The organism is Coleofasciculus sp. G3-WIS-01 (genome assembly GCF_040223135.1).
In the GTDB taxonomy this organism is placed as follows: domain Bacteria; phylum Cyanobacteriota; class Cyanobacteriia; order Cyanobacteriales; family Coleofasciculaceae; genus Coleofasciculus.
The window spans coordinates 40,360-64,358 of record NZ_JAVJZI010000078.1; the positions used below are offsets into that span (position 1 = coordinate 40,360).

A 23,999-nucleotide genomic window follows, 5' to 3' on the forward strand; every position below is an offset into this window, starting at 1 on the left:
CACAAATATTTACAAAATTACAATATAAGGGTATAGTAGATAGTTAGGTAATGCATTAATATACCCAAATCAAAACCGGGCTGGTTTCAAGATTCTACTTGCTCTAATGACAGAGATTTTTGGATGAATCCTAACTATTGGTGTGGCACACCTTATTTGATGAATTAGGATGGGAACCCGAAAACCGTAGGGGCGCATGGCATGCGCCCGATTTAATAGTCAAATCTTCCACCATTTTAGGTGTGTCACACCACTATAGCAGTTGCCCGATACCTAGGAGATTTTTATGTCAGATTTAAATATCCAGTCATTTCAAGCTGAAGACGTATCAGCGGAGGAATTACAACTACAAAAAGCCCAGCAAGTCATCGATGAACTGTTTAGGGCAGCCGAATCGGATGAGAAGCTCAAAAAGCAACTCGAAGCGGCGATTAGCCCAGAAAAATTGGTCGAAATTGCTGCCAGTCAAGGGTACGAATTGACAGTAGCAGACTTAGAAATCCTACATGATTATGACCAAGAGGCGGCACAACTTAACTCGGATGAGTTGGATGACGATGAACTCAGCGAACAAGAGCTAGAGCTAGTCGCTGGTGGTTGTGGTCGTAGTCCTCGTGGTTCTAGTCCTCGTCCTCGTCCTGCTCGTACTAAGAATTCCAACTACAAAAAGCGCAGCAAGTCATAGATGAACTGTTTATGGCTGCCAACTCGGATGAGAAGCTATTTGAGCAACTCGAAGCTGAAGACGTAAGTAGTCGAGGTACGAATGTGTGTAGGGGCGGGTTTCACGACTATCTTTTTGGTTGCACAAGGGATGTGACTAAACCCGCCCCGACTCAGGTTTCTAGACTTGCCGTAAAAAGTTATATACCTAGGAGGTTTTTATGTCACAGTTAAATATCCAGTCATTTAACGCTGAAGACTTATCAGCGGAGGAATTACAACGACAAAAAGCGCAGCAAGTCATAGATGAACTGTTTATGGCTGCCGAATCGGATGAGAAGCTCAAAAAGCAACTCGAAGCGGCGATTAGCCCAGAAAAATTGGTCGAAATCGCTGTCCGTCAAGGGTACGAATTGACAGTAGCGGACTTAGAAAGGCTACATCATTATCACCAAGAGGCGGAACAAAGTAACTCGGATGAGTTGGATGACGATGAACTCAGTGAACAGGATTTAGAGCTAGTCGCTGGTGCTCGAAATGCTCGTTGGCCAGGGCCAGGGCAATGGCGTCCGTAGTAATGGCTTTAATCCACCCAAATCAGAACCCCCTGGCGAAAGAATCCTTTTCGGAAACCGTACTATGACTTGTTTAAATTTAAAGCCGTTAGTCATGAAAACTGATAGCTTTTTGGGCAAATGTTCTCCTTTATTGTGGAGCAGTTGTTTAATCCTGGGTGGAGCGCTGCTAATCACAGATACTACCTCAGCCCAGCTCATCCCCGATACCACTCTCGGCAACGAAAGCTCAGTTGTTACTCCTAATGCGATCAACAGTGACCAAATTGATGGCGGAGCAACCCGAGAGGCTAACCTGTTCCACAGTTTTGAACAATTCAATGTTGGGGAAGGCAGGGGAGTTTATTTCTCCAATCCCACAGGAATTGAGCGGATTCTCACGCGAGTCACTGGGGGAAATGCTTCTAATATTCTGGGAACCTTGGGAGTTTTAGGTAACGCTGACCTATTTTTAATTAACCCCAATGGGATTATCTTTGGTGCAGGCTCTCAACTCGACCTCAGAGGTTCATTTATCGGCAGTACGGCGAATAGCATCCAATTTGGCGATGGTCTAGAATTTAGTACCACCAACCCCCAAACCCCACCCTTACTAACAATTAATGTTCCCTTGGGGTTGCAATATGCAGCCAATCCGGGAGGGATTCAAGTGCAGGGGTTGGGCAACCAAGTCATTGAAGATCCCCAAACCTTTGTCTTCATTGGCGTAGATGGAAAGGGTCTTGCCGTACAGCCGAATCAAACCTTAGCCTTAGTGGGGGGTGAGGTAGCCCTTTCTGGCGGAAATCTAACCACACAAGGCGGAAGTCTGGAGTTGGGAAGTGTACAGGAGGGGCTTGTTACCCTGACCCCAACAAATCCGGGCTGGGCATTGAGCTATCAAGGCGTGGAAAATTTCCAAGATATCCTGCTGTCCCAGGGGGCTGCCATTAACACCAGTGGTCCGACACCGGGAAGGATTCAGGTACAAGGACGGCGCGTCACCCTCACCGACGGTTCAGTACTCGCGGCAACCAACCAGGGAATCGGAAAGGGCGAGAACGTAACCATTACTGCCTCAGAGTTAATCGAGTTGAGTGGGAAAAATCCTCTCAATGGTTTTGCTAGCTTGTTGTTTTCTGGTACGACAACCTCGGGACAGGGCGGTGGCGTCACCCTGACCACAGAGCGGTTGCGGCTGCGGGATGGGGCGCAAGTCTCATCGGGTACGTCTGGCGCCGGCAGTGCGGGTATGATCAGCGTGAATGCGGCGGAGTCCGTAGAACTGATTGGAGTCTCAATCCCTGACGGGTTTCCCAGTGGCTTATTTAACCGCAGTAGATTGGCTGCGACTGGAGACGCGGGGAATGTCACCATTAACACCGAGCAATTGATTATCCGGGATGGGGCAACAGTCGGTAGTGAAACCTTTGGTGCCGGTCGTGGGGGAAATTTGACTATAAACGCTTCGGGCTCTGTGGAGCTAACTAGTACAAACCCAAATGACTTTTTCACCAGTTTATCGACGGGGACTCAGGGGAGTGGAAATGGGGGCAACTTGACGATTAATACAGGACGGTTGATTGTCCGGGATGGCGCCCAAGCCTTCAGTACGACGTTTAGCTCAGGTGCTGGGGGAACCCTGAGTGTGAACGCTGAGCAGTCGGTGGAAGTAAGGGGTACATCAGCCAATTCTGCCAGCGGCTTGTTTGCCTCGGCGATTGTCGGTGATGGAGCCGGGGGTGATTTGAGGATTAGGACTCCTAGGTTAATTGTCCGGGATGGGGCAACCCTGAGTGTGAGTAACTTCCAAAGCCGCAACCTGGCGCCCCCAGGAACGGGTCCTGCGGGCAACATTGAGATACAGGCTGCCACAATCCGACTGGAAAATCAAGGGGTGATTACAGCGGCTGCTGCTGGAGGAGACCAGGGAAATATTACCCTGAATTCTCAAGACATTCAGATGCGCGGAGAGAGTGCCATCACCACTAACGCCACCGGACCGAGCGCGGGTGGTAATATCACCCTGAACACGGATACCTTAGTCGCCCTGGACAATAGCGACATTACGGCTAATGCCACTAATAGTCAAGGTGGGCGCGTTATCGTCAATGCACAAGGCATCTTCGGCACTCAGTTCCGTCCCCAACTTACAAGAGAAAGCGACATCACTGCCAGTTCGGACTTGGGGGCTGAATTCAGCGGCATCGTGGAAATTAACACCCCTGATGCTGATCCGAGTTCTGGATTAGTCGAGTTACCAACCACCGTCATTGATGTCGAAGGCTTAGTTGCACAAAATCTCTGTGCACCGAAACTTGCCGGCAGTTCCTTTGTCATCAGCGGACGCGGGGGTTTACCCACCAGTCCTAATGACCCGCTAACTGATGAAGTTGTGGTCGTGGAGTGGTCTCAACCGAGTACTGAGGTGCCGTCTGGAGGGGTGAGTCGTCTGCCATCAATCGACAGTGGACAACCTAAAAATCGGGTGATTCGGCAAATACAAGGCTGGTTTGTTACGGCTGATGGAACAGTTATCCTGACTGACGCCGCGCCTACTGTTACACCGCAAAAGCCTGCCTTGACTCACCCCGGTTGTGTTCCACCTAGAACGTCAGTCTAGTAATAGCGGTTGGTAGAGACGCGCCATGGCGCGTCTCTACATTTGGGGGGATTTTGTTACGTAAAGCCCACACTTTTTCCCAAAACCCTTAGGAATAACAATGACCAATGAACAATGACTAATGACAAATGACGAATGACGATCGCAACCGTTAACTTTAATTGTGTGCACCTACTTATCATTCTTGGTTTAAGCCCAGTGGCGACACCGGTTAGCGCTCAAATGGCAGAATTCGGGGATACGAGGTTACAACCGGATATATCACTGACTGCCAATCAGGTAGGGGATGCTCTGGTCAGGGTGCAGCACCAGAACCTTAGTGACAGCCTGTCAGGTTGGCACAAAACCTTCAAACCAACCCAGGGTGTTGAGTTTCGTTCCCAGGGCTCACCGACTCCTGGGATTAACCCTGTCGAACCCCAGCCCCCGGCGTTACCGGAACCTGAACCGCTACCCTCCCCGGATGAGTTGCTGCAACCGCCAGCTTCTCCTCCAACGATCGCTCCCCCACTTTTGCCAGATAACATTCCTGGTACAATTACAGTTGAGAGATTTGAAGTCATTGGTAGTACTGTCTTCAGTCCAGAGGAACTCGCGGCGGTGACTGCCCCGTTTACCCAACGCCCGATCGCGTTTACTGAATTGCTGCAAGTTCAGGATGCGATCGCCGAGCTTTACATTAACCGGGGCTATATTACCAGTGGCGCGTTTATTCCCCCGCAAGCGCTAAACAATGGCGTTGTCACCATCGAAGTGATTGAAGGGGAAGTGGAGAGGATTGAGGTGACAGGGACAAGGCGACTCAACTCTAACTATGTGCGATCGCGTCTTGCCAGAGCTACCCCAACCCCTTTACAAGTCAATCAGTTGGTAGAAACCTTGCAACTGCTTCAACTCAACCCCCTGATTGAAAATGTGTCGGCTGAGTTAGCCGCTGGGTCAAAGACGGGTACGAGTGTACTCAGAGTTACCGTTGAAGAAGCTCCCTCCTTTTCAGCCATTCTCAGGGTCGATAACGGACGCTCTCCCAGCGTTGGCACAGTGCGGCGTCATGTTACACTTGAGCAAGGCAATCTTTTCGGATTGGGTGACTCCTTCATCCTGGGCTATACCAACACCGACGGCAGTAACTCCCTCGATGAAGCCAGCTACACCATCCCAATTAATCCCAGAAACAGTACCTTCAAACTCTCCTACAGTCGCTCAAGCAGCAACGTTATCGAAGCACCCTTCAACCAAGTCGATATCGAGTCAAACGCCCGCGACTATCAGATTAACTACCGTCAGCCCCTGATTGACACTCCTACCCAAGAATTTGCCTTGGGACTCTCGGCGGTGAGACGTGAGAGCGACACCTCACTGCTGGGCGACGGGTTCCGCTTATCTCCGGGAGCAAACGAGCAAGGTGAAACCAGAATTTCAGCCATTGAGTTTTTTCAGGAATGGATCAATCGGGGGAGTACAGAAGTCTTCGCCTTGCGATCGCAATTCAGCCTAGGGATTGGTGCTTTAAATGCCACTATAAATGAAAAATCGCCGGATAGTCAATTTTTCAGTTGGCGAGCTCAGGTACAGTATTTGCGCCTTTTAGCACCCGACACCATCCTTTTATTGAGGTCAGATCTACAACTGTCCAATGACGCCTTAGTTCCCATCGAACAATTTGGCTTGGGAGGAATAGATAGTGTCCGAGGTTATCGTCAGGACGCTTTACTCTCAGATAATGGCTTATTAACTTCCGCCGAAGTCCGCGTCCCCATCGCTCGTATCCCTGAGTGGAACAGTATTGTCCAAGTGACTCCCTTTGTGGAAATTGGCACGACTTGGAATAGTTCCGGTAGAGCCAATCCAGACCCCAACACCCTGGCGACTGCGGGATTAGGTTTGTTATGGAGAACCGGAGATAAATTGACCGCCCGATTCGATTGGGGTATCCCTTTAATTGACCTAAGTGGAAGTAAAGATACCTGGCAAGAAAATGGCTTATCTTTCCGGTTGGAATACAAAGTATTTTAAGTCGAATGGCACTGACTTAAGCTGGTTTCGTAGTAGGCACTTTAGTGCCAGCAGCGAAGACAGCGCTAACTACAAACTCTAAAGTCAGTACCAATCATTTTAAGTCGGTGGTCTTATGTCATTTGTCAAGGTTTGAGGTTTATATTTACAAAGTGTCATACCGTTCCGTTTTCTTTTATCCGACTCTTTAGTCATTACCTATATGAAACTGAAAAATTTGTCAATCCTTACCTTAGGACTATTATCGTTTATTGGCGTTATCTGGCTGGGAAGGGCGCCAGCCATGTCGCTGTCGTCTTTCCACACCGCCCCACAGACTCCAAGTGCAGAAATTATCGCCTCTCGTTCCCTATCCCAAGAGCATCCCATCGCCGAATTAAACAAAAATGCTTTAGAACAACAAGCGGAACAACTCTATAAAACAGGACAATACTCCCAAGCCATCGCCCTATTGAAACAACTTAATGCCGATTATACCGCCCAAGGCGATCAACTCGGTCAAGCCAGGATTTTAAGGAATCTCTGCTTGGTTTACCAGCAAACCGGAGAATGGGACGCCGCTACTGAGGCAATTACAGACAGTCTTCATCGCCTTCAAGGACTATCGGAGAGTGGGGAACAAACCAAACTCTTAGCCGAAACACTAGAAGTACAGGGCAAATTGCAACTCTCCCGTGGTGATCCAGAACAAGCCCTAGAAACCTGGCAAAATGCTGCCGATATCTATAACCAAATCGGGGATATCAGCGGCGCAACCCGAAGCCAGATTAATCAAACCCAAGCTCAACGACGCCTAGGGCTCTATCGTGAAGCCCTTCGTACTTTAGAGCAGGTTAATGCGAGCTTCCAACAACAGCCAGATACTCGGCTCAAAGCTCAAGGACTTCAGAGTTTAGGTAATGCTTTGCAAGCAATCGGTAATTTAGAGCAAGCCGATAACGCCTTAAGACAAAGTTTATCTATTGCCCAAAAAATACCAGCACCGGAGTCTGTCGCTTCGACACTTCTAAGTTTAGGGAACACTGCTCGATTACAGCAACAATTCCAAGCGGCTTTGGATTTCTATCAACGCGCCGCCGCCGAATCTCCCTCACCTGATCTTCAGATTCAAGCACAAGTCAATCAACTGAGTCTTTTCGTCGATCAGAAACAGGAGTCAAAGGCTCTGGAATTGGTGCCTCAAATTCGTGCCAATCTGACTCAGTTACCCCTGTCTCGGACAGCGGTTAATGCTCGAATTAATCTGGCTCAGAGTCTGATCAAGATGGCTCAACAGCGAGAGGGGGACGTTTTCGCTGCAAGTCATGGGGAAATTGCACAACTTTTAGCCACCGCCGTTCAACAGGCTCAGCGTTTAAACGATAAACGAACATTGGCTTATGCGTTGGGAAATTTGGGTGGGCTGTACGAGCAGAATAAACAGTGGAACTATGCCCAAGAATTGACTGAGAAAGCCCTGCTTTTGGCACAAGGGATTAATGCATCTGATATTGCCTATCGCTGGCAATGGCAACTGGGAAGACTTCTTATTGCAACCGGAAATCGAGAAGGAGCGATCGCCGCTTACTCTCAAGCGGTTAACACCCTCCAGTCTTTACGCAGTGATTTAGTCGCCGTTAGCTCAGACGTTCAATTTTCGTTTCGAGAGAGCGTAGAACCGGTGTACCGGGAGCTAGTCGGACTACTGTTGCAACCGGGCGCGACACCAGAGCAAGCCAACTTAATAAAAGCCAGGGAAGTGATTGAATCCTTACAATTAGCAGAGTTAGACAACTTCTTTCGGGATGCTTGCCTAAATGCGAAACCGACTCAAATCGACCAACTTGACCAAACAGCCGCCGTTTTTTATCCGATCATTTTAAGCGATCGCTTGGAAGTCATTGTCACACTACCGGGGAAACCCCTGCGTCAATACACCACGTTCTTGCCAAAAGAGCAAATCGAGCAGACTATACAGAGTTTGCTGAATGCGGCGACGATCCGCCGTCTCCGGTTGTCTTCAAAAAACATATTAAACCCTGCACAAAAACTGTACAACTGGTTAATCCGCCCCGTCGAAGCAGAACTAGCCGCCAGTGGCGTGAAAACCTTAGTGTTTGTTCCCGACGGAGCGCTCCGGAACCTGCCACTTTCAGCCCTACATGATGGCGAGCGCTACATAATAGAGAAGTATAGCGTCGCGATCGCGCCGAGTCTGCAATTAGTAGATCCTCAACCTTTAACCCAGGAAACGCTAAAAATTCTCGCCTTTGGATTAAGCGAAGCTCGTTTAGGGTTCCAACCTCTACCAAACGTTCAGTTGGAATTAGAGCGGATCACGGCTGAGATGGAGAGCCAAATCCTACTGAATGATTCATTCACCAAGGTAAACTTTCAGCAGGCGATCAAGACTTTTTCTTTCCCCATTGTTCACTTAGCCACTCACGGTCAGTTTAGTTCTAGTGCTGATGACACCTTTATCCTGTCCTGGGATAGCCATATTAGCGTGAAGGATTTCGATGATCTCCTGCGAACTCAACAGGGAACTCGGACTGAGCCGATTGAATTACTCGTCCTTAGCGCTTGCACAACTGCCAAAGGGGATGAAAGGGCGGCTCTAGGGTTAGCAGGAGTTGCTGTTCGAGCCGGGACACGCAGCACCTTAGCCTCGCTTTGGGTGGTCAGTGATGAAGCCACAGCGTTGCTAATGACTACATTTTACGAGGAATTAGCCAAAAATCAAGCCACAAAAGCTGAATCCCTGCGCCTTGCTCAACTCAGGATTTTGCAGGATCAGGAGTTCGCTCATCCCTATTACTGGGCACCGTTTGTGATCGTGGGTAATTGGCTTTGACCGAAATAATGGCCTGATAATGATAATCAAAATTAAATATGGGGGGTTAGAAACGGCAACTGTACTCACCACCTATGGCTGATGTTGTTTTCCCCACGATGGCGCCGTGACCCAGCTAATTGGGTGGATTAGAATTGTAGGGGCGCACGGCGTGCGCCCCATTTAACCATCAATCTATTGCACAATTTTAGCTGGGTCAGTCCACTACAAATAGAGCCTTTGCGTAAGTCGAAATCAAGCTAAAACCCTGATCCCAAAAACTATTACGCACTGAAACCATAAGGAGTGCGATCGCACTTCTTGTCCAGATGAAGCCAAAACCCTAATGGGAAAAACTATTACGCCGTAAAACCCTAATAGACATCTCCAAAAATTTATAACCCAGCCATAGCAATAAACAAGCGTGGAGCGAAGCAGAATTTAAAATTGACACTCAAGAACGAATTAATAAGGGTTTCAGGTCTCTAAATCAAATTGAGCGGCAAAACTATGACTCATGGCAACGTCAATCACTTGACCGGATGGTGACGAAAACGAGTGAGGTTAATAAAGTTCTGATTTGTCGTCACATCGGTTCAATCAGGATTATAGTGAGAATAGTAACAGAAAATACCAATCCAGTGGATGTATTGGGTCAGCGTTTTGGTAACACGGAGCTGATTAAACTAGATTGGCATCGTTTAATTATCCCAGAATTTATCGAGAAAGGTATCCCTAGTTCCTGATTAAGTGATTGCAGGTGGAAAGTAACCCCATGCAAGAGGAGGCGATTGAAATCGCTGCTACACAAACATAGGCGAAGCCTTCCCGAAGGGTAGGCCGCCTGCGCGGACTTTGTTATAACGGGGGTGGCTAACCTGGATTTGGTATTACACCCAAAAAACCGATAAAATTAGGGGCTTTAGCCCCTACTACGAACCCAATCTATCAAGTCCGGTTAATTGCACCAGTCCTGACAGGTGTTGACATCGCTCTGGGTAACATAGATAGCCTCAGCATCCGCACTCGTCGAGCAACAATTGCGATTATTCAGACGCACAACTCTGAGAGTATATGGATAAATACCACTATCTTCGTTGCCGAGAACAATATCACGTATGGGTCGTTGTACATCAATCTCCGTCTGCAAATTAGTAGGGGATAAACCCGCCGAATTTTGGCCAAAATCCAGAGCCAGGGCTTGGACTCGCTCATCCCCATTGTCGGGTGGGTCAAAAATGGGAGGAAAGGTGATCGTCTGTAAGGTTTTGCTGTAGGTTGTATCCGTCCCCGGATCGATAATCGAGTCGTAATACTCTTCCATATCTATCGGAGCCAATCGCCCATTCATGTTGATCATTTCAGTGGATTGCCCGTCATTGATTGACACATATACAAAGCCAGTAAACAGATCATTCCCCGGCGCTGTACTGAAAATCGCATCCCATAGTGCCCGAAATTCTGAGAATGACAAGTCCAATTCATCCTGCACCCCTTCTTTGAGATTGATTCGAGCATTCTCCCGAATTAGAGGTTCGTTGCTATCTTCATTGGGTAAGCGCAGGTAAAGTTCGGTGGCAACACTTTGATATCCCTGGAGGACAACCAGTTCTATGGGATCTTCTTCACGAATATTAAATTCATCTCGGCGACTTTCAATCTCTTTTTGGGCGGCATCAATGCGATCTTGATCGAAAACAGGTTCGGCAAAGAAGCGGAAAAGAGCTTGGGTATTTTCTACAGAACCATCGGAGCTAACGAACTGTAGGATTGATAAAGCCGGAGCGCCATTTTGTTGCTCGGCGAGCTTAAATTCATTGGGGAGATAGGAAAATTGATTCCAATTGGTTCGGTAGTAGCTGTATAAATTACCTTGCCAATCGATGGAGATTCTCTGGTAGCCGTAATTTCCTTGATCGTATTCCCAAAAATCCGATGGTATGGCATCGACAATCCAGGCATCATTGATTTTTGTGCCGCAGCCCCCAGTCGGTTTTAAATCAGAGCGATTCATCCATCCTATACGGGGTTCAAACTCCCAAGGTTCGCAGTCGTGATTGTGAGGCCAGGCTGTTTGATCGTAGTCAGGGAATGAATCAGCAGAGGCAATACATCGATTGCATCGTCCAGTCTTCTCATCACAATTAGCCGGGGTTAACAGATCAAATTTTTTGGCTGTGTTGTAGTCAGTTGTGAAACCCGGAGGACAGGCCAAATAACCCACTGTATTCGATAGCGCTGCCACATAATCAAAGGATAGGGGGCCGCCAATGGGAGGCTGAACTATTGGTACGGCATCGGTTACTAATAAGTCCGAATAAGACTGGCTACAACCGCCACTTGTCTTGAGATCGAGGTGGCTTTTCAAGGGAGAGAATTGATTAGCTGGATCGGTACACTGGCTACTGTGGGGCCAATCACTATCAATTTCCGTTTCGACGCCAACACAGCGATTGCAGATTTTATTGTCGGCATCGCAATCTGCTGGATTTCCTTGTGATACTAGCAGGTCATATTGCTCGTCGTTGACTTTTGTGGTAAAGCCTCCAGGACAAACAATATAGCCAACATTGTTTGATTCCCAAATTGAAGTATCGTCATCGATATCAATTTCCGCCGCCGGCTCGGGTTTCATCACGTAGTCAAGGGAAGATGGCGCGGGGTACTTGTAGGGAAAGCCGGGAAAGAACTGGGCATAACTTGGCCGGCAATAGCATAAGTTAATCACCCCTACTATCAAGACAATCAATAATCCTCTGATCCATCTAGAACAGATGAGACGGCGTTGCCACGGTTCTGTTAGTTTAGCAAACATTTCTCAGTTCCTATTTCTTATTTTGTTCTACACCCCCACACCCTGCCTACCCCTCAAGTAGATTGTTACCCCCAGGACTTACGCCGCCACACTATATATATTGGTTAAGGTGGGTTACGCTACGCTCTCCCCACCCTACATATAGAGCCTGTGCGTAAGTCCTAACCCCTTGAGGAGATTAAGAGCAATTGTCCTGACAGTTTTCGGTATCGTTCTGGTTGATATAGATCCAATCAGCATTGGCAGTCTTAGCACAAGAATTACAAGCGTTCTCACGCATTACTTTCAGGGTATAACGATAAACATCGGGGTCTTCGTTACCGAGAATCAAATCGGATATCGGCCGTTGTAATTCTATTTCGTCTTCCAAATTAGATGGCGATAAATTTGCCGAATTTTCGCCAAAATCCAGATTCAGGGTTTCAATTTGTCCATCGGTGCCACTAGGAGGCGCGTCAAATACCTCGGCAAATGTGGTTGCGTTTAAGGCTTTGCTGTAGGTTGTATCCGTCCCCGAATCAATAATTGAATAGTAATACTCCTCCATGTCTTCGGGAGCAAATCGCCCGATAAAATCAATCTGATCCTTATAGAATCCGTCATTGATTTTCGTTTCTACGTCTCCCGTAAATAAGACCGTATCAGAACCATCACTAAAGATGGCATTCCATAGGGCTTGGAAGGCAGGAAAGGCTAAATCTAATTCATCCTCAAAGCCTGATTCAATATCAATTTGAGCCGTTTCCCGAACTTGTGGTTGGCTAGCGGTTCCTTCTAGATTGGGCAAGCGCAAGGTCAGTTGGCTGCGAAAATTCTTATCGGCTTGGAAAATTAGCATTTCTGGTTCTTCACCAATCTGATTGGCGATTTGGGCTTTGGCATCGTCAATCCGATCGCCATCGACAACAGCTTTGGCAAAGAAGCTAAACGTAGCTTTCAAATTATCGAGGGAGCCATCTGGGGTAGTGAACTTGAGTTTTGAGCGGTCGGGAACGGTATCATCTTCTGGCTTAATTAATTCAAAACGATCGGGCAGGTAGAAAACTAGATTGGGTTGATTTTTTAGCTGGTAATAGCTGTATCGAGTTCCCTGCCAATAGATATTAATTTGATTGTATCCGGGGATAATATCGCTAGACCAGAAATCTAAGGGCATCGGATCAACAATCCAGATCCAGTCTTCTTCAGACCAGGAGTAGCGCTTTTCCTTTCTGGCGCAACCCCCACTCAATTGCACATCAGATGGTTTGGTCAGGGGCGGAAATTCGTCGTCTGTGCAGTAGTTATTGTGAGGCCATTTATCTTTGTCAGTCAGTTCATAAATATCTCTACCATAAAAGGTTTTGACGCATCGATTGCACCGGCCGTTGTCATCACAGTCTGCTAACTTTTCTTTGTCTGCGTAACTATCCCGATATCTCGTCGTAAAACCCAAAGGACAGGCAACATAACCGACATTTTTTGATTTCGCCATCAGATGGTCAACGTCTACGGGTACAGCTGTGGGCGGCTGATAGAGCGATATGGGTTCGGCTACGGATACTCTAAACCGGCTATCGGAAATGGGATGACTCGTACTTGGGTCTATATAATTATATCTATTGATACTTCGGTGACTGAACAGGGGAGGATAAAAATCTGGGTAGTCTAAAATCGAACGTGTTCCTCTATTTGGCCATCCGATAAAATCGGTACCACTAGTCAGGTTTCTAATACATCGATTGCATCGTCTCAGGCTTCTACTAAAATCAGCCTCGCCAGGAATATCAAAATGGCAATCGGCTGCCGTGGCTACCTTTTCTAGATAGTCACGGTTTGAGCCGTTATCATAATCTATTCTTACGAACTCGGTTGTGAAGCCTTTGGGACAGGCAATATAGCCGATATTATGCGATTCCAAAACCTCGTAACGAGCCATTCCTTCTATTTGCTGGCTGGGTCTTAAGGGAAGCAGACCGGTGTTTTCCGCTGCGGAGACTGGCAATATCGCCCAGCAATTCAGGGCTATTACCATTAAGATTATGGGTAATCTTCTGAGCCATTTGTCATTTGTCATTTGTCATTTGTCATTTGTCATTTGTCATTTGTCATTTGTCATTTGTCATTTGTCATTCGTCGTTTTATGCCAGTCCGACTACTTAACTTATCTGAGTTTTCCAATGACTGAGGGCAGCGATCGCGGTTGCTGTGGTAAATAAACTATTCTGGTCTAGTGAAATACCGCCTTCAATTTTTCTGCCTAGTTTCCAGCGATTGTACGTCTCAGGGTTGCGCCAATCCGGTGGTGGCACTCGTAGGCAGGCGGAACCTAACCAGGAGCCATTGGGCTTTTGTTGCCCTTTTAGCCATTGCCACGCCCTTTCCATGGCATCCCTCACCACTTGCAGTTGCTTACGGGTGGAAAGCAGGGAGATCACCCAAGCGGTGGCAAAGGGAGAACCGTAACGATACAACGTTGAGGGCACCCAACCCTGATCTGTAATCCGCGTCAGCCCCCACTGCACGGCGCGATCAATCCGTTCCCTATCTTCTGGGTGATCTTGTTTCTGGAGACCCAGAACGGCTAGGCTGGTGGCATACTCGTCCTCGCACCACCAGTAACTGTGCCAGCACCCGTCAGCCGATTGATTGGCTCGCAAGAATTCGCAGGCATCTGCAGTTAGTTCATCTATCCCGGTGGCGGCGGCGGTAACGCAAACATGGGGTTGGCACCAACCCTGAAAGGATACTGATGGAGAGGCTCCGATGAAGGCGCGAATTTCCTGATCCTGAGCATAAGTTGCCACTCCGCCCCCAGGTTGTCGGTGCTGCTGGAGAAACCGATAGCCCTGTTCGACTCGGGTTTGATACCAAGTTGGATTCAAAGGGATAACTTTCTCTCCCCCAGCTTCAGAACTGTCCCCCCATCCCCGCGTCCCCCCATCCCCGCGTCCCCTGGCGCCAACTGCTGCGGCTAACTGTAACGCCCAGAGGGTACTGTCGGCATCTTGGGGGGTCAAGGGATTATATCCCCAGCCGGGGGACTGTTGTGCCGAGAGCCAATGCCAAGCCAAAGCCGCCGCATCTCTGGCTTGGGGATGATCTTGACCTGCCAGAACCCAGCCAATATAGGCGGTAACCCAGATATTACTCGGTCCTGGTGCCAGTTGAAAGTCAGCCCACCAGCCGTCGTCATGCTGAAATAGCAGTAAAAAACGAATGGCTCGTTCAATCGTGCGATTGATAGACATTGGCTTACTGGGGAAATGGGGAACTCAAGGAAATATGCAAACCCGGTTCGGCGTCAGGGACAACGATGAAGCCGAGAACGTTGTGATGGGCGCAGCGCCGGATTTGTCGCCCGATGGGTTGGGTGAAAATTGAGTAGGTTTCAAAAGGCCAACCGCGACGATAGGCGGTTACCATCACGGCATAGCGAATGAAGCCATCCCCACCCAGATATTGGTTGGCTTTGGTAAAGATGGAAACAATTGGCTGCTGGTTTCCCGGTAGTACGGAGCAGCTTAAAGCATATTTGACTTCGGGTAAGGGGGCTGAATCTGGCGTACCGAATAGAGTCTTGCGGGGGCTTCTGAGCAGTTCCAACAGAGCAGGTTGATGGTGCTGCAAGCCAAACTGCTCCAGTAAATGGGCGATTTCGGCTTCCTGAAGCCCCAATCCCGATAGCAGGAAGTAAAATTCGCAGCGGGTTGAGCCGATCGCTTGTCCGACGGAAATTAATTCCAGGCGGCGATTGCCTAGTAAGCTGGGTAGTTGACCCAGATATCGGGCAATCAGTTCTGCTGCGCCCCCAGTACCGTTGTCTGCCTTCTTGGGCACTTGGGCATAGATTTTATAGCGATCGCGATCGCGCTGATGGCGAATCCCTAACCAGGCGCCCCAACTGAGTATCCCCTCTGCCTGTACCTGCTTAAATTGGCTGACGATTTCGCCAAAGGGTGCCTCTGGAGCCAGGATAGATAGCAATTGACTGGCTCTGGTTAAGCGATCCTCGCTAAAAATATCTGGTCCGCCGACTTCCACGGCATAGCGCAGGTCATCATCTAGGGAGGAAAAGGTAAATTCTACAGGCGCTCCATCTTTATTCAGGCTGCTATAAGACCAAGCTTTTGCCGGATGGGGATGGTTAATAATATCCTGAGTGACCACATCAAGAGTGTGTTGAAGGCGTTGGGCGCGATCGGGATAGTTCTCCGTCAAGATGGAAACGGCTCTCTCCAGCGCTTCCCGGTAAATTGTATCTTTACTAATAACTCTCATGATTCAGTATCAGCTAGCCGTTGGAGGTGTGCCTGTAATCACAAATGGCGCTTGGGTCGGATTTACGTCTGTTTCTTCATAGTTATCTTCAGAGGTGTCCTGTTTGATCACCTTAACTTTGTAACTAAATAACAGTTGTTCTTTATCGGGATATTCGGTCAACGTCGCCAACAGAATTTCTTTTGTTTCAAAACGATTGTCTGGCGTCAACCGAATCTGTTCAGAATCCCATTTTTCACCGTTTTCACCTTGATAATGAACTGAGACAAACGCGACAATAATACCTTGTTCTGGCAGCGCATTGAAGAAGGGAATCGGTACGTGTTCTCGGTATTGGTCTGAGACCGTAATAATAAAGTTATTTACTGCTCGGACATCGGTCTCGTAAATAACGTTGCCCATTCCGTCTAACAACTTGTAACTATAGCGAGAGATAGACGATTTTAACCGCCGTTTTGTCGATCGCTGTTTTTCCACGCGGATATTTGCCGATTGCTCTTGGACATCATCTGGAAAGAATGACTGGGTAATGGTTCCCGAATAGCCTTCGCACTCAATTGTCACATCAACCCGCTTGGTCTGATCGCCCCAAATAAAATTACTATTCACCCGGGTGAGGATCGTCACAAAGTCGAGAATTTCACCGGAAAATGCCGAAATTGCGTTTGCTTCAGTCTGGCAATCGGATATATCGTACTGGTTTTTATCCGCCTTCCAATTATTAGACGGTTCATACAGATAGCTGACGGAATAGCCAACATCTGTATCCCCTTTGGCGTTGTATTGGAACGGCATCGGATTGTCTTTGTCTACCCCATCTACTCTGAATTCCAAATCATTTTTGGAGCCTCCCCCAGGCGGATAAGTCGCATTAACCTTCACATAAACTAAATTGCGATCTGTAAATTCTTCGTGACCTATTCCTGGAGCACCCACCGATACATTGAATGGTTGACCGAAGGGAAAGTCGCTGCGATTGATTTGGCTAATATAATCGTCGGGATTATCCAACTGTTCCAGTACCGCTGATTGGGGGGCGATTGTAAAATATTTTGCCCGTGATTCCGAGTACATGAACTTCAATTGGTTTTCTTGAATTCCGGTATAGTTACTAACGTTTATAGTAATCATCATCGGCGGGGCTTCTTCACTCAGCGCTTTCACCCCAGCGTCGTCCATGTCACCCGCCGCCACAATATCATCGATAATTTCTGGTTGTTCACTCAAGGGATTCCAGCTATCGCTGGGACTAAGCTGATATTCAAAGAAGATTGGCAACATATATTCATAGAGAATCTGCATTGCCAATTCCAAACCTTGGCTTTCTTCCTCGCCGTCGTAATTAATCAGCTCAATTTCCATATTGGTTTTCTGAAAACTGGCTTGGAATTGAATTTGCAATCCAAAGTCAAGGATAACTTTTTTGATAGGTATGGGCAGGTTAGCCGACAATTTAAAATCGTTTAAAAACGCCTCAAACTCACCATTCACCCGAAATTGAATAGCTGGGGTCATTGCCTTATAACTGAGGATATAAGCCGCCATCACCGAATTTCGCTTTTCTTGGATCGCCGCGAACATTGCCGCAGCCAATTGCCCTTCTTTGGGAAATTCAACTGAACAAACTGCCGCATTATTTCCCACTAGAGAAGGCGAGCCCGCATCCCAAACTGTTTGAGAGGTATCGCCATCATCTAACGGTTGCAGCGCCACCAATGAAACCTGACCATTACTATAAGTAACTGGAGCTAATTGAATATCATTAATCGCGATTCCCCATTGGCGGTTGATTTCTTGTTTAATCTTCTCTAAGGTACTGTTTTCTACTGCCATGTTTACCTCATAGTTGAGGAATCCGTCGCCGTATTCATCACTTGTACTGGCTATATACCAGATATGAGAAAAAATCTTGCTGTTATTGCGTTCGGCTAGTTTTATTTCTGAGGGAATGTACCAGAATTGATGGGTATTTTCAAAGTCGGGATAAACTTCGATGCCATTGACAACAATCTTACCTCTGTATTGGACTAGCATGATGACCTCCTAATTAGTAACCTGAAAAAATCGATAAAGCTATAGAGATGTAACCTCTGGAGAGGCGGGTAAAGTCACGTAGGTATCCTGAGTTCTTTGTTCTGGGAGCGTTTGGGAACCACCCGATTCAAAATAAATCGCGCTATATTTGATTTCCTTTTGTTCACTCTGGATATAGTAATAGGTGAATTCCGCGATCGGCTCACTTTCTTCCGTCAACAGAAAAAATGTTTTTCCATTAATTGCCTCCTGTTCATTGATACATTCTACAAACACCATAACTTGATTATATCTTGTCCAATTAACTTGACCAGCCAAGAAAAATACTGTTCGTTCGGTAAATGGATCAAGATGAATAATCGTAGCACTTTTAATCCAATTCGTTTTGATTAACTTGCTACCTGTATTGTAGGTGACTTTATAGTAAAAGTCAAAATCATTGGGTTGTGGCCTATACATAAACCAAGTTTTTTCTCGTTCCTCGCCTTCCAATTGAATGGTATCAAAAATTTGGTCGGCTAGCTTTAGGTTAACAATAATAGCCTGCATTAACTCCCAAGGTAAATTACTACCTGTTCTTACCGGTACAGGTTGGACAGTATAGTAGTCCCGAGGCGTAATCGCTAAATATTTTTCCCCACGCTCTATCCTAACTTTATTGGGGATTTTCAATGGGTCTCTATAGGTATCAGGGTGAAAATCAACCGTGTACTGGTAGCTATAACCATCTTCTTTATAGGGGTCGTAAATCAGAGTCACTGACCAGGTTTCGTTGTCCGTGAAACGATGAGGATTCGGATTGATATATCTGACCAGATCACCATTCTTGTCATAAATTCCCAGGTAAATTTCGTAAATTTGGTCTGCCGCAAAATCGGCGTTGCAATAAATCGTTAGATCTTGTTCAAAGGGTGACTCTAAATTCATCCTAATAAACTCAATCTTATTTTGGTCGTAGGCATCGCCCAAGTCTTCAATTTGTCCCTGAAGATACATGCGACGGGAAACTGCCACCTCAGTATTCATATCAAAATTCAAAAAGCTATGAGCAATCTCGGTATAATCTCTCTCGACGCAAGAAAAACCCAGTCCCCAGCCATTATTACCGCCGGGAGCTGGCTCTTCATAGATGGGCAACGGTGTAAAAAACGAGTCAGCAATCAATTTTACTAATTCCAGAGCCGTTTCATGTTCCGCACCATCGCTCGCACATTCAATTTCAACCGCCTGCTCTTCTTTGAGTTCTTCAACGATTTCCGTAATATTAAAATTGATAAAGATAATTTTAACTTCACAGGTTTTTTGATGCCAGGTGTAAAATCGATCCCAGGTCATCGTGGCGCTGCATTTTAAGCTTTGGCGCATGGAGGCATAGGTAAGGTTATAAATAATTGAGATCGGAACAGGAGGATCTTCTAAGAGTTGACTGTTTTGACAAAAATCGTCCTGTTTTCCCTGACTCCCATCCTTACCACTACACAAAACCGATTGCAGCAGAATAAAATCATCTAAAGACAGGAGCATATTGAAGACTACCGCATTGTCCCCAATCAGTGATGGCTGAGCTACGTATCTATTACTGGAAGATACTAGGGATAAAATTGCCGTACCAGACATCCAGGGGATGGGTGCCAATTGTGGGGGATTGTCGGGGGATATCTCTTTGGCAATCGCCTCTAACACTTCAGATTCAACCGATAAATCTACCACCAAGGATAGCGCTCCAGCCGACTCCTGAGTTGGAGGCTCAAAACCGATCAACGTAAAACGATAATTGCCATCTTGACTACGCAGGCGAGGTTGGGTGTTGGTATAGTAATACTTGTTCAGTTGGGCATCGTCATCGGGATAAACGACAACATTATAGTCGGGGAAAAATAGCGATCCATCTTCTTGAAGCATAAATCAAATCCCTTTTTTTGATAGTAAATTTGATGGGGTTTAGGGCAGGGGATTCCTAGATAGAATCCCCTATGCGAGCCGATTGTAACGGTACTACTGCCTAAAGATCGATCTGCAATAAAAGGTTGGTGCCGTTGTCATCGTCACCTGTTCTGATCTCTGTCCCACTACTGGTCACAATCGTGGCAGTATAACTTACAGTACCCTTCGGAGAAAAGTTTTCCAAGGAAGAGGTGGGAACTGTCCAAAAAGAAAGACCATTATTAGCTGCATTCAGTGTAATGTTGGTGCTAATTTCGCGCACGACGCCACCGGGAAACATCAGAGTATAGGTAGCTTGAACAATACACATGGTTGCCTTGCCTGAACCAATAGCAGGACAAAGAAAGATGTATTGTTTAGTATTCTCGTAGGGGACCTGAATTGTGCCAGTCCCCTGAGAAATATCCATACTCGCCCAGAGGGTGCTATCTAGTGGATAGGTGAGGCTATTGCCACCAGTGGCAAAGTTTAACTTGAGTTGATATTCAATCGTCGGGGTCACCTGTTCGCCCAAAGTTAGCAAAACATCAACATCGTAGTCATCTTGATTCAGAAAATATTGCTGCTCAACGCTGGCGTATTTAACTTTGAGTTCTCCGCGATTGAAAATATCCCAAAGAATCTGTCCACCAACTAGCTCAGCATACACGACTCCCAAGGTAGCTCCACTCACCAGAGAAAGGTTGTAATTCTCGGTCTGGGTACCGCTGAACTGGTAGGTTGGCGTGGAGTTCGTGTAGTTCACTTGGCAGGAGTATTCAAACTGTTTCTCGGCGCTGCTATTGACGTCGAAAGTACCAGTTAATTCCACTTGATCTTTATTGTTAGAATCGAAGACCAGAGTGTTAACTTGTTGACCATCTTGATACAGGGGTTTCCCAGCAAAGGTTGGTGATACGGCTAGGGTACCAATACTGAGATCCTCAATGTTGGCTGGCGGGTTAATGGTAACAGTTACGTCGTAGTAAGGGCGGTTGTCCAAGTTAATCGCCTGAAAATATTGTTCTAGGGGTTCATCCCCGATTATGGAACCAATTATTGGTAACTGATCTTGGGGGTATACACTAAAGGCAACAGGTATGCTAATCTGGAAGACACGAGTTTCGTCATAGAGAACGACTTCCTCTTTTAAACCATCTTTGAGATCATCCCAGTTGACGTCAGGTAGTTGGTTATTCACCATTTCTGCCAATTGCTCGGAACCCCACTGTGTCAGTAATTCCAAATAGTTCGCTTCATGTTCCGATGTATCGTCATTATCGCCGAGATAGGAAACACTGGGAATTTTGACTTCAATACTGCTTAAACCCTTTTTCTCGTATTCCCGAGCGATCACTTCAGTGCGCTCGCTTTCGTTACCCCAGGTATCGCTATCTGTATGCTCCTCTGTAATCAGTTTGGCGACGGTTTCAGACTCCAGAGTGACTATAACTTTGGCTGGAGGGAGCATAGCTTCAAAATCTACTTCGTAGGTAACCGCGATGATGCTGTTGATCGGTTCGTACCCAGGAGGTGGATCTCCCGAAAAATCCGGACCACCCAAAGCATGCCAGAACAGGTTAGCCCCGAATTCGTTGAGGTTGAAGCTGACTACAGCTCGGTTATCTCCCAATAGTGAAGGGGTTGTTTCGTAGACTCCGGTAAAATCAGCGGCTGATTGATCTCCGTTCTGCCAATCGTCATAAGCATTTGGGTTATCAAAGCCGCGTATGCTTACTTTTCCACCCTTAATCGGTAATGGCAGTAAATTGATTGTTGATGGCGGCAGGAATTGCTGCCAATCTTGATCGGGCTGGAATTTATCCTGGTAAGCCTTCGCTTCCGCCTCGGTGAGTCCGAGAGCTTCTCGCAGCGCTTTGCTGGTTGTTGTTTCGTTTTCGTTCATCGCCACAACCATTTTATAGAGATCATGCGATCGCCCAATTACCAGATTGTCTTCCTGAAGCTGCGCCGCAACTTGGTTGATTTCGCTGGCTTCTGTGGGTATGGGTAGGGCGACAGTAAAGGTACAAATCCCACCATTCTCATAATTGCTGCTGTAGTACCAAATGAAGTTGAACTTGGGTTGACTCGTGTCTAGATCTAATGCGAAGTTCGGACTTTCGGGTATGATGTAGAATTTGTCCGATTCTACGGTGTCGGCAAAAACGGTAAAGGAGCGGGTTTTCCCGTCTGATCCTTCTATTTCCACTCGTTTACGCACGTAAAGTGAAAGCATTGGCACTCCTATAAAATAAATGGATTGTTTGAGTTGCTCGAAGCATCTGTTTTAGCTGTCGAGATTCGACAGAGGGTGTGTGAGGTAATAGCGCTAACTCCGTAGCTCCCTCAACATTTGTCATTTGTCATTTGTCATTTGTCATTTGTCATTCGTCAAATGATATTAGACCTCCAAGGTTAGGGGTTCGCTGGGCAAAAGATAATCTGACCAGTCTGGTATTGGGGAGCTATCAGTTGGCATCAAGCGGTATCGATAGCGATAGTCAAATAAGCTCCCAGGTGAGTAGGATACTGTTTTCTGGTTGTCAGTTGGGGTAAACATTTCGGTTCTGGGTTCATCGGTTCCTTCAGGTAAAAACTCAACAATGGCTAGGTCTGTTCCGCTTTGAAAGTTGACCGTGACTTCGATACTTTTGGTGCCAAATTCGGGGAAACTAAATAGGTCTAGTTGAGTGGATAGGGGCGGTAGGTCTAGATGTAAAGTTTTCGTATTATCCTCGACGGATCTGGCAATAATTTCCAAGCTGGCTTCCTGACTAAGTTCGGCAAAATAGACAAACGTGGCTGCGGGATTGTCGGCATTCAGAGTGCCGCGATCGCTTATGCTCTGATTGGGATCAGCGATCGTAGCATCAATCTCAGCTTGATTTAATAGTTGTGAGGTGGCGCTGACTGTGACAAAAACCGGAATTTGGTCGGCACCAATATAGAGATAATCCCCGGTGCGATCAATCTTCTCACCCTGGTGCATATATTGCATTGTAATAATCAGAACCTGGGAGTTATAGATTTTTTGATTGGGGTGTTTAAACCTAAGACTAACGATTGGCGGGTCAGCATCGGGCTCAGGGTAGGGAAATAATTTATGTAATTTCGTCTGGGCATTGCCATTGTAAGAATATTCGGGCTCGACTCGCAAGTTGACATCAACCGCATAAACATTTTGTAAATTAGGCGGCAAATTAGAATCAACGTAGACGTTTTCTGTGGTCAGCTCGTTGGGAAGCTCAGGGGTATTTGAGAAATAGGTGAAATAGTCAATTCCTTCTTCACTAATAATTTCTAATACTTGATCAAAGGGATCGAAGTCAAACATCAGTGGGGTGGCGACAACCAGTGGTATATCTAGATTCCAAAGCGTCTCCGTTGGTAAAGACGGATCTGAGGGGTCTTGCAATCCGATATGGGGTCCTTCAGCAATGCTGGGAGAAGCAGCAAAACTGCCTAATTTCATCCGCAAATGTCCCACCATGGTTTGAGAAAATAAGTCCCGTTTGGTGACGTCATAGTCTCCCTCCTCTATTGTCAGGGGCAAGTCATTGGGATCTCTGAGAAAATAATTATAAATATGATTGCGAGGGATACTAGACTGGCTCGGGTGTAAGTCCCAAACTGCCTGGAGTAACTCGCGGGTATTAAACTTAACTTTTAGAGGTAAACGCGGCACCAGAGCGATGAGTTGGCATTGAACCGCAGCTCTGGCGATGAGGGAAGTTTCTTTTAATCCGTTATAAATCAGCAATCCGGCTGCTTCTGGAATTCGCTGATAAATCCGTGCTGTATTCACATTTTCCCAAGCAAATTGTTGCACGATTGGTTCCATTTGGGGGATTTCCAAATTCCAGAAGGCTTCGGCAGCAAAGTTAGCCGCCACTAAGGTAGCTTGTGGTTTCTCCTGGCGCAAATACTCAAAAGCCTCTTCTATATGTTGATCTGTTTCCAGACCCATGTTAATCATGGTGTAAATGCTAGTTTCTGGATCTGCAGAACCGGGGGGACAGATAAAGCTGAGAAAGAAATCCGGTTTATCTTTTTTGTCGTTCCCCATCTTCACATTTACGGGTAGGGCAAAATGTTGGTTGGGGTCGTCAGAAGCTGGTAAAATGGTGAACTTTTCAGTTCTGATGACACCCTGCCAATCGGGAATACCGTAGATAATGCTCATCTGAATAACAAGTGAATAAGTAGGTAGATACAGTTAAAGTTAAACGTGGAGATTGTCTTATGTCTTATGTCTTATGTCTTATGTAAGGGGAAATAGGACTATTTGATGTGTCT

At 46.7% G+C, this 23,999-nt stretch carries 16 protein-coding genes; 7 read left to right on the forward strand and 9 right to left on the reverse strand.

Annotated features, from left to right (window positions below):
- Positions 1–286: 286 nt before the first annotated feature.
- The 7 genes from RIM23_RS08370 to RIM23_RS08400 all read left to right on the forward strand — a co-directional run bounded on the left by RIM23_RS08370 (position 287) and on the right by RIM23_RS08400 (position 9,414).
- Positions 287–685 (forward strand): Nif11-like leader peptide family natural product precursor, encoded by a 399-nt coding sequence (locus RIM23_RS08370; RefSeq protein WP_446366141.1) that lies wholly within the window; start codon positions 287–289, stop codon positions 683–685.
- 11 nt (positions 686–696) lie between these two features.
- Positions 697–897, forward strand: coding sequence for a hypothetical protein (locus RIM23_RS08375; RefSeq protein ID WP_446366143.1), 201 nt, complete (start codon positions 697–699; stop codon positions 895–897).
- Positions 885–1,238, forward strand: coding sequence for a Nif11-like leader peptide family natural product precursor (locus RIM23_RS08380; protein ID WP_446366145.1), 354 nt, complete (start codon positions 885–887; stop codon positions 1,236–1,238). The genes RIM23_RS08375 and RIM23_RS08380 overlap by 13 nt, the downstream gene beginning before the upstream one ends.
- Before the next feature lie 64 nt (positions 1,239–1,302).
- Complete coding sequence (locus RIM23_RS08385) at positions 1,303–3,840, forward strand: two-partner secretion domain-containing protein (RefSeq protein WP_446366147.1); 2,538 nt, start codon at positions 1,303–1,305, stop codon at positions 3,838–3,840.
- Positions 3,841–3,975: 135 nt separating this feature from the next.
- The gene (locus RIM23_RS08390; RefSeq protein WP_446366149.1) at positions 3,976–5,856 is read left to right on the forward strand and encodes a ShlB/FhaC/HecB family hemolysin secretion/activation protein; all 1,881 of its coding nucleotides are present in this window, start codon (positions 3,976–3,978) and stop codon (positions 5,854–5,856) included.
- A 202-nt stretch (positions 5,857–6,058) separates the two neighbouring features.
- A complete protein-coding gene (locus RIM23_RS08395; RefSeq protein ID WP_446366151.1) occupies positions 6,059–8,689 on the forward strand; it encodes a CHAT domain-containing protein in 2,631 nt (876 codons plus the stop codon).
- 521 nt (positions 8,690–9,210) lie between these two features.
- A complete protein-coding gene (locus tag RIM23_RS08400; RefSeq protein WP_446366153.1) occupies positions 9,211–9,414 on the forward strand; it encodes a hypothetical protein in 204 nt (67 codons plus the stop codon).
- 212 nt (positions 9,415–9,626) lie between these two features.
- On the opposite strand, the gene RIM23_RS08405 is transcribed toward RIM23_RS08400, so the two are convergent.
- The 9 genes from RIM23_RS08405 to RIM23_RS08445 all read right to left on the reverse strand — a co-directional run bounded on the left by RIM23_RS08405 (position 9,627) and on the right by RIM23_RS08445 (position 23,886).
- Positions 9,627–11,303 (reverse strand): hypothetical protein, encoded by a 1,677-nt coding sequence (locus RIM23_RS08405; protein ID WP_446343627.1) that lies wholly within the window; start codon positions 11,301–11,303, stop codon positions 9,627–9,629.
- A gap of 358 nt (positions 11,304–11,661) precedes the next feature.
- Entirely contained in the window at positions 11,662–13,539 is a 1,878-nt protein-coding gene (locus RIM23_RS08410; RefSeq protein WP_446366155.1) for a hypothetical protein, read from the reverse strand.
- 82 nt (positions 13,540–13,621) lie between these two features.
- Positions 13,622–14,713, reverse strand: coding sequence for a hypothetical protein (locus RIM23_RS08415; RefSeq protein ID WP_446366157.1), 1,092 nt, complete (start codon positions 14,711–14,713; stop codon positions 13,622–13,624).
- Positions 14,714–14,717: 4 nt separating this feature from the next.
- On the reverse strand, positions 14,718–15,743 hold the full coding sequence (locus RIM23_RS08420; protein WP_446343635.1) for a hypothetical protein: 1,026 nt from the start codon (positions 15,741–15,743) through the stop codon (positions 14,718–14,720).
- 9 nt (positions 15,744–15,752) lie between these two features.
- Complete coding sequence (locus RIM23_RS08425; RefSeq protein WP_446366159.1) at positions 15,753–17,777, reverse strand: hypothetical protein; 2,025 nt, start codon at positions 17,775–17,777, stop codon at positions 15,753–15,755.
- 39 nt (positions 17,778–17,816) lie between these two features.
- Positions 17,817–19,679, reverse strand: a complete 1,863-nt coding sequence (locus tag RIM23_RS08430) for a hypothetical protein (protein ID WP_446343639.1) — start codon at positions 19,677–19,679, stop codon at positions 17,817–17,819.
- 100 nt (positions 19,680–19,779) lie between these two features.
- Positions 19,780–21,939 carry a hypothetical protein gene (locus RIM23_RS08435; RefSeq protein WP_446366161.1) on the reverse strand — a complete coding sequence of 720 codons (2,160 nt, stop codon included), beginning with the start codon at positions 21,937–21,939 and terminating at the stop codon, positions 19,780–19,782.
- Complete coding sequence (locus RIM23_RS08440) at positions 21,917–22,063, reverse strand: hypothetical protein (protein WP_446343643.1); 147 nt, start codon at positions 22,061–22,063, stop codon at positions 21,917–21,919. Before RIM23_RS08440 ends, RIM23_RS08435 begins: the two co-directional genes overlap by 23 nt.
- A 41-nt stretch (positions 22,064–22,104) precedes the next feature.
- Entirely contained in the window at positions 22,105–23,886 is a 1,782-nt protein-coding gene (locus tag RIM23_RS08445; RefSeq protein ID WP_446366163.1) for a hypothetical protein, read from the reverse strand.
- Positions 23,887–23,999: the final 113 nt, after the last annotated feature.

Bases quoted from the DNA above. Each gene is read 5' to 3' on its own strand.
- RIM23_RS08370 (WP_446366141.1), top strand. From the start codon at position 287: ATGTCAGATTTAAATATCCAGTCATTTCAAGCTGAAGACGTATCAGCG.
- RIM23_RS08375 (WP_446366143.1), top strand. From the start codon at position 697: ATGGCTGCCAACTCGGATGAGAAGCTATTTGAGCAACTCGAAGCTGAA.
- RIM23_RS08380 (WP_446366145.1), top strand. From the start codon at position 885: ATGTCACAGTTAAATATCCAGTCATTTAACGCTGAAGACTTATCAGCG.
- RIM23_RS08385 (WP_446366147.1), top strand. From the start codon at position 1,303: ATGACTTGTTTAAATTTAAAGCCGTTAGTCATGAAAACTGATAGCTTT.
- RIM23_RS08390 (WP_446366149.1), top strand. From the start codon at position 3,976: ATGACGATCGCAACCGTTAACTTTAATTGTGTGCACCTACTTATCATT.
- RIM23_RS08395 (WP_446366151.1), top strand. From the start codon at position 6,059: ATGAAACTGAAAAATTTGTCAATCCTTACCTTAGGACTATTATCGTTT.
- RIM23_RS08400 (WP_446366153.1), top strand. From the start codon at position 9,211: ATGGTGACGAAAACGAGTGAGGTTAATAAAGTTCTGATTTGTCGTCAC.
- RIM23_RS08405 (WP_446343627.1), bottom strand. From the start codon at position 11,303: ATGAAACCCGAGCCGGCGGCGGAAATTGATATCGATGACGATACTTCA.
- RIM23_RS08410 (WP_446366155.1), bottom strand. From the start codon at position 13,539: ATGACAAATGACAAATGGCTCAGAAGATTACCCATAATCTTAATGGTA.
- RIM23_RS08415 (WP_446366157.1), bottom strand. From the start codon at position 14,713: ATGTCTATCAATCGCACGATTGAACGAGCCATTCGTTTTTTACTGCTA.
- RIM23_RS08420 (WP_446343635.1), bottom strand. From the start codon at position 15,743: ATGAGAGTTATTAGTAAAGATACAATTTACCGGGAAGCGCTGGAGAGA.
- RIM23_RS08425 (WP_446366159.1), bottom strand. From the start codon at position 17,777: ATGCTAGTCCAATACAGAGGTAAGATTGTTGTCAATGGCATCGAAGTT.
- RIM23_RS08430 (WP_446343639.1), bottom strand. From the start codon at position 19,679: ATGCTTCAAGAAGATGGATCGCTATTTTTCCCCGACTATAATGTTGTC.
- RIM23_RS08435 (WP_446366161.1), bottom strand. From the start codon at position 21,939: ATGCTTTCACTTTACGTGCGTAAACGAGTGGAAATAGAAGGATCAGAC.
- RIM23_RS08440 (WP_446343643.1), bottom strand. From the start codon at position 22,063: ATGACAAATGTTGAGGGAGCTACGGAGTTAGCGCTATTACCTCACACA.
- RIM23_RS08445 (WP_446366163.1), bottom strand. From the start codon at position 23,886: ATGAGCATTATCTACGGTATTCCCGATTGGCAGGGTGTCATCAGAACT.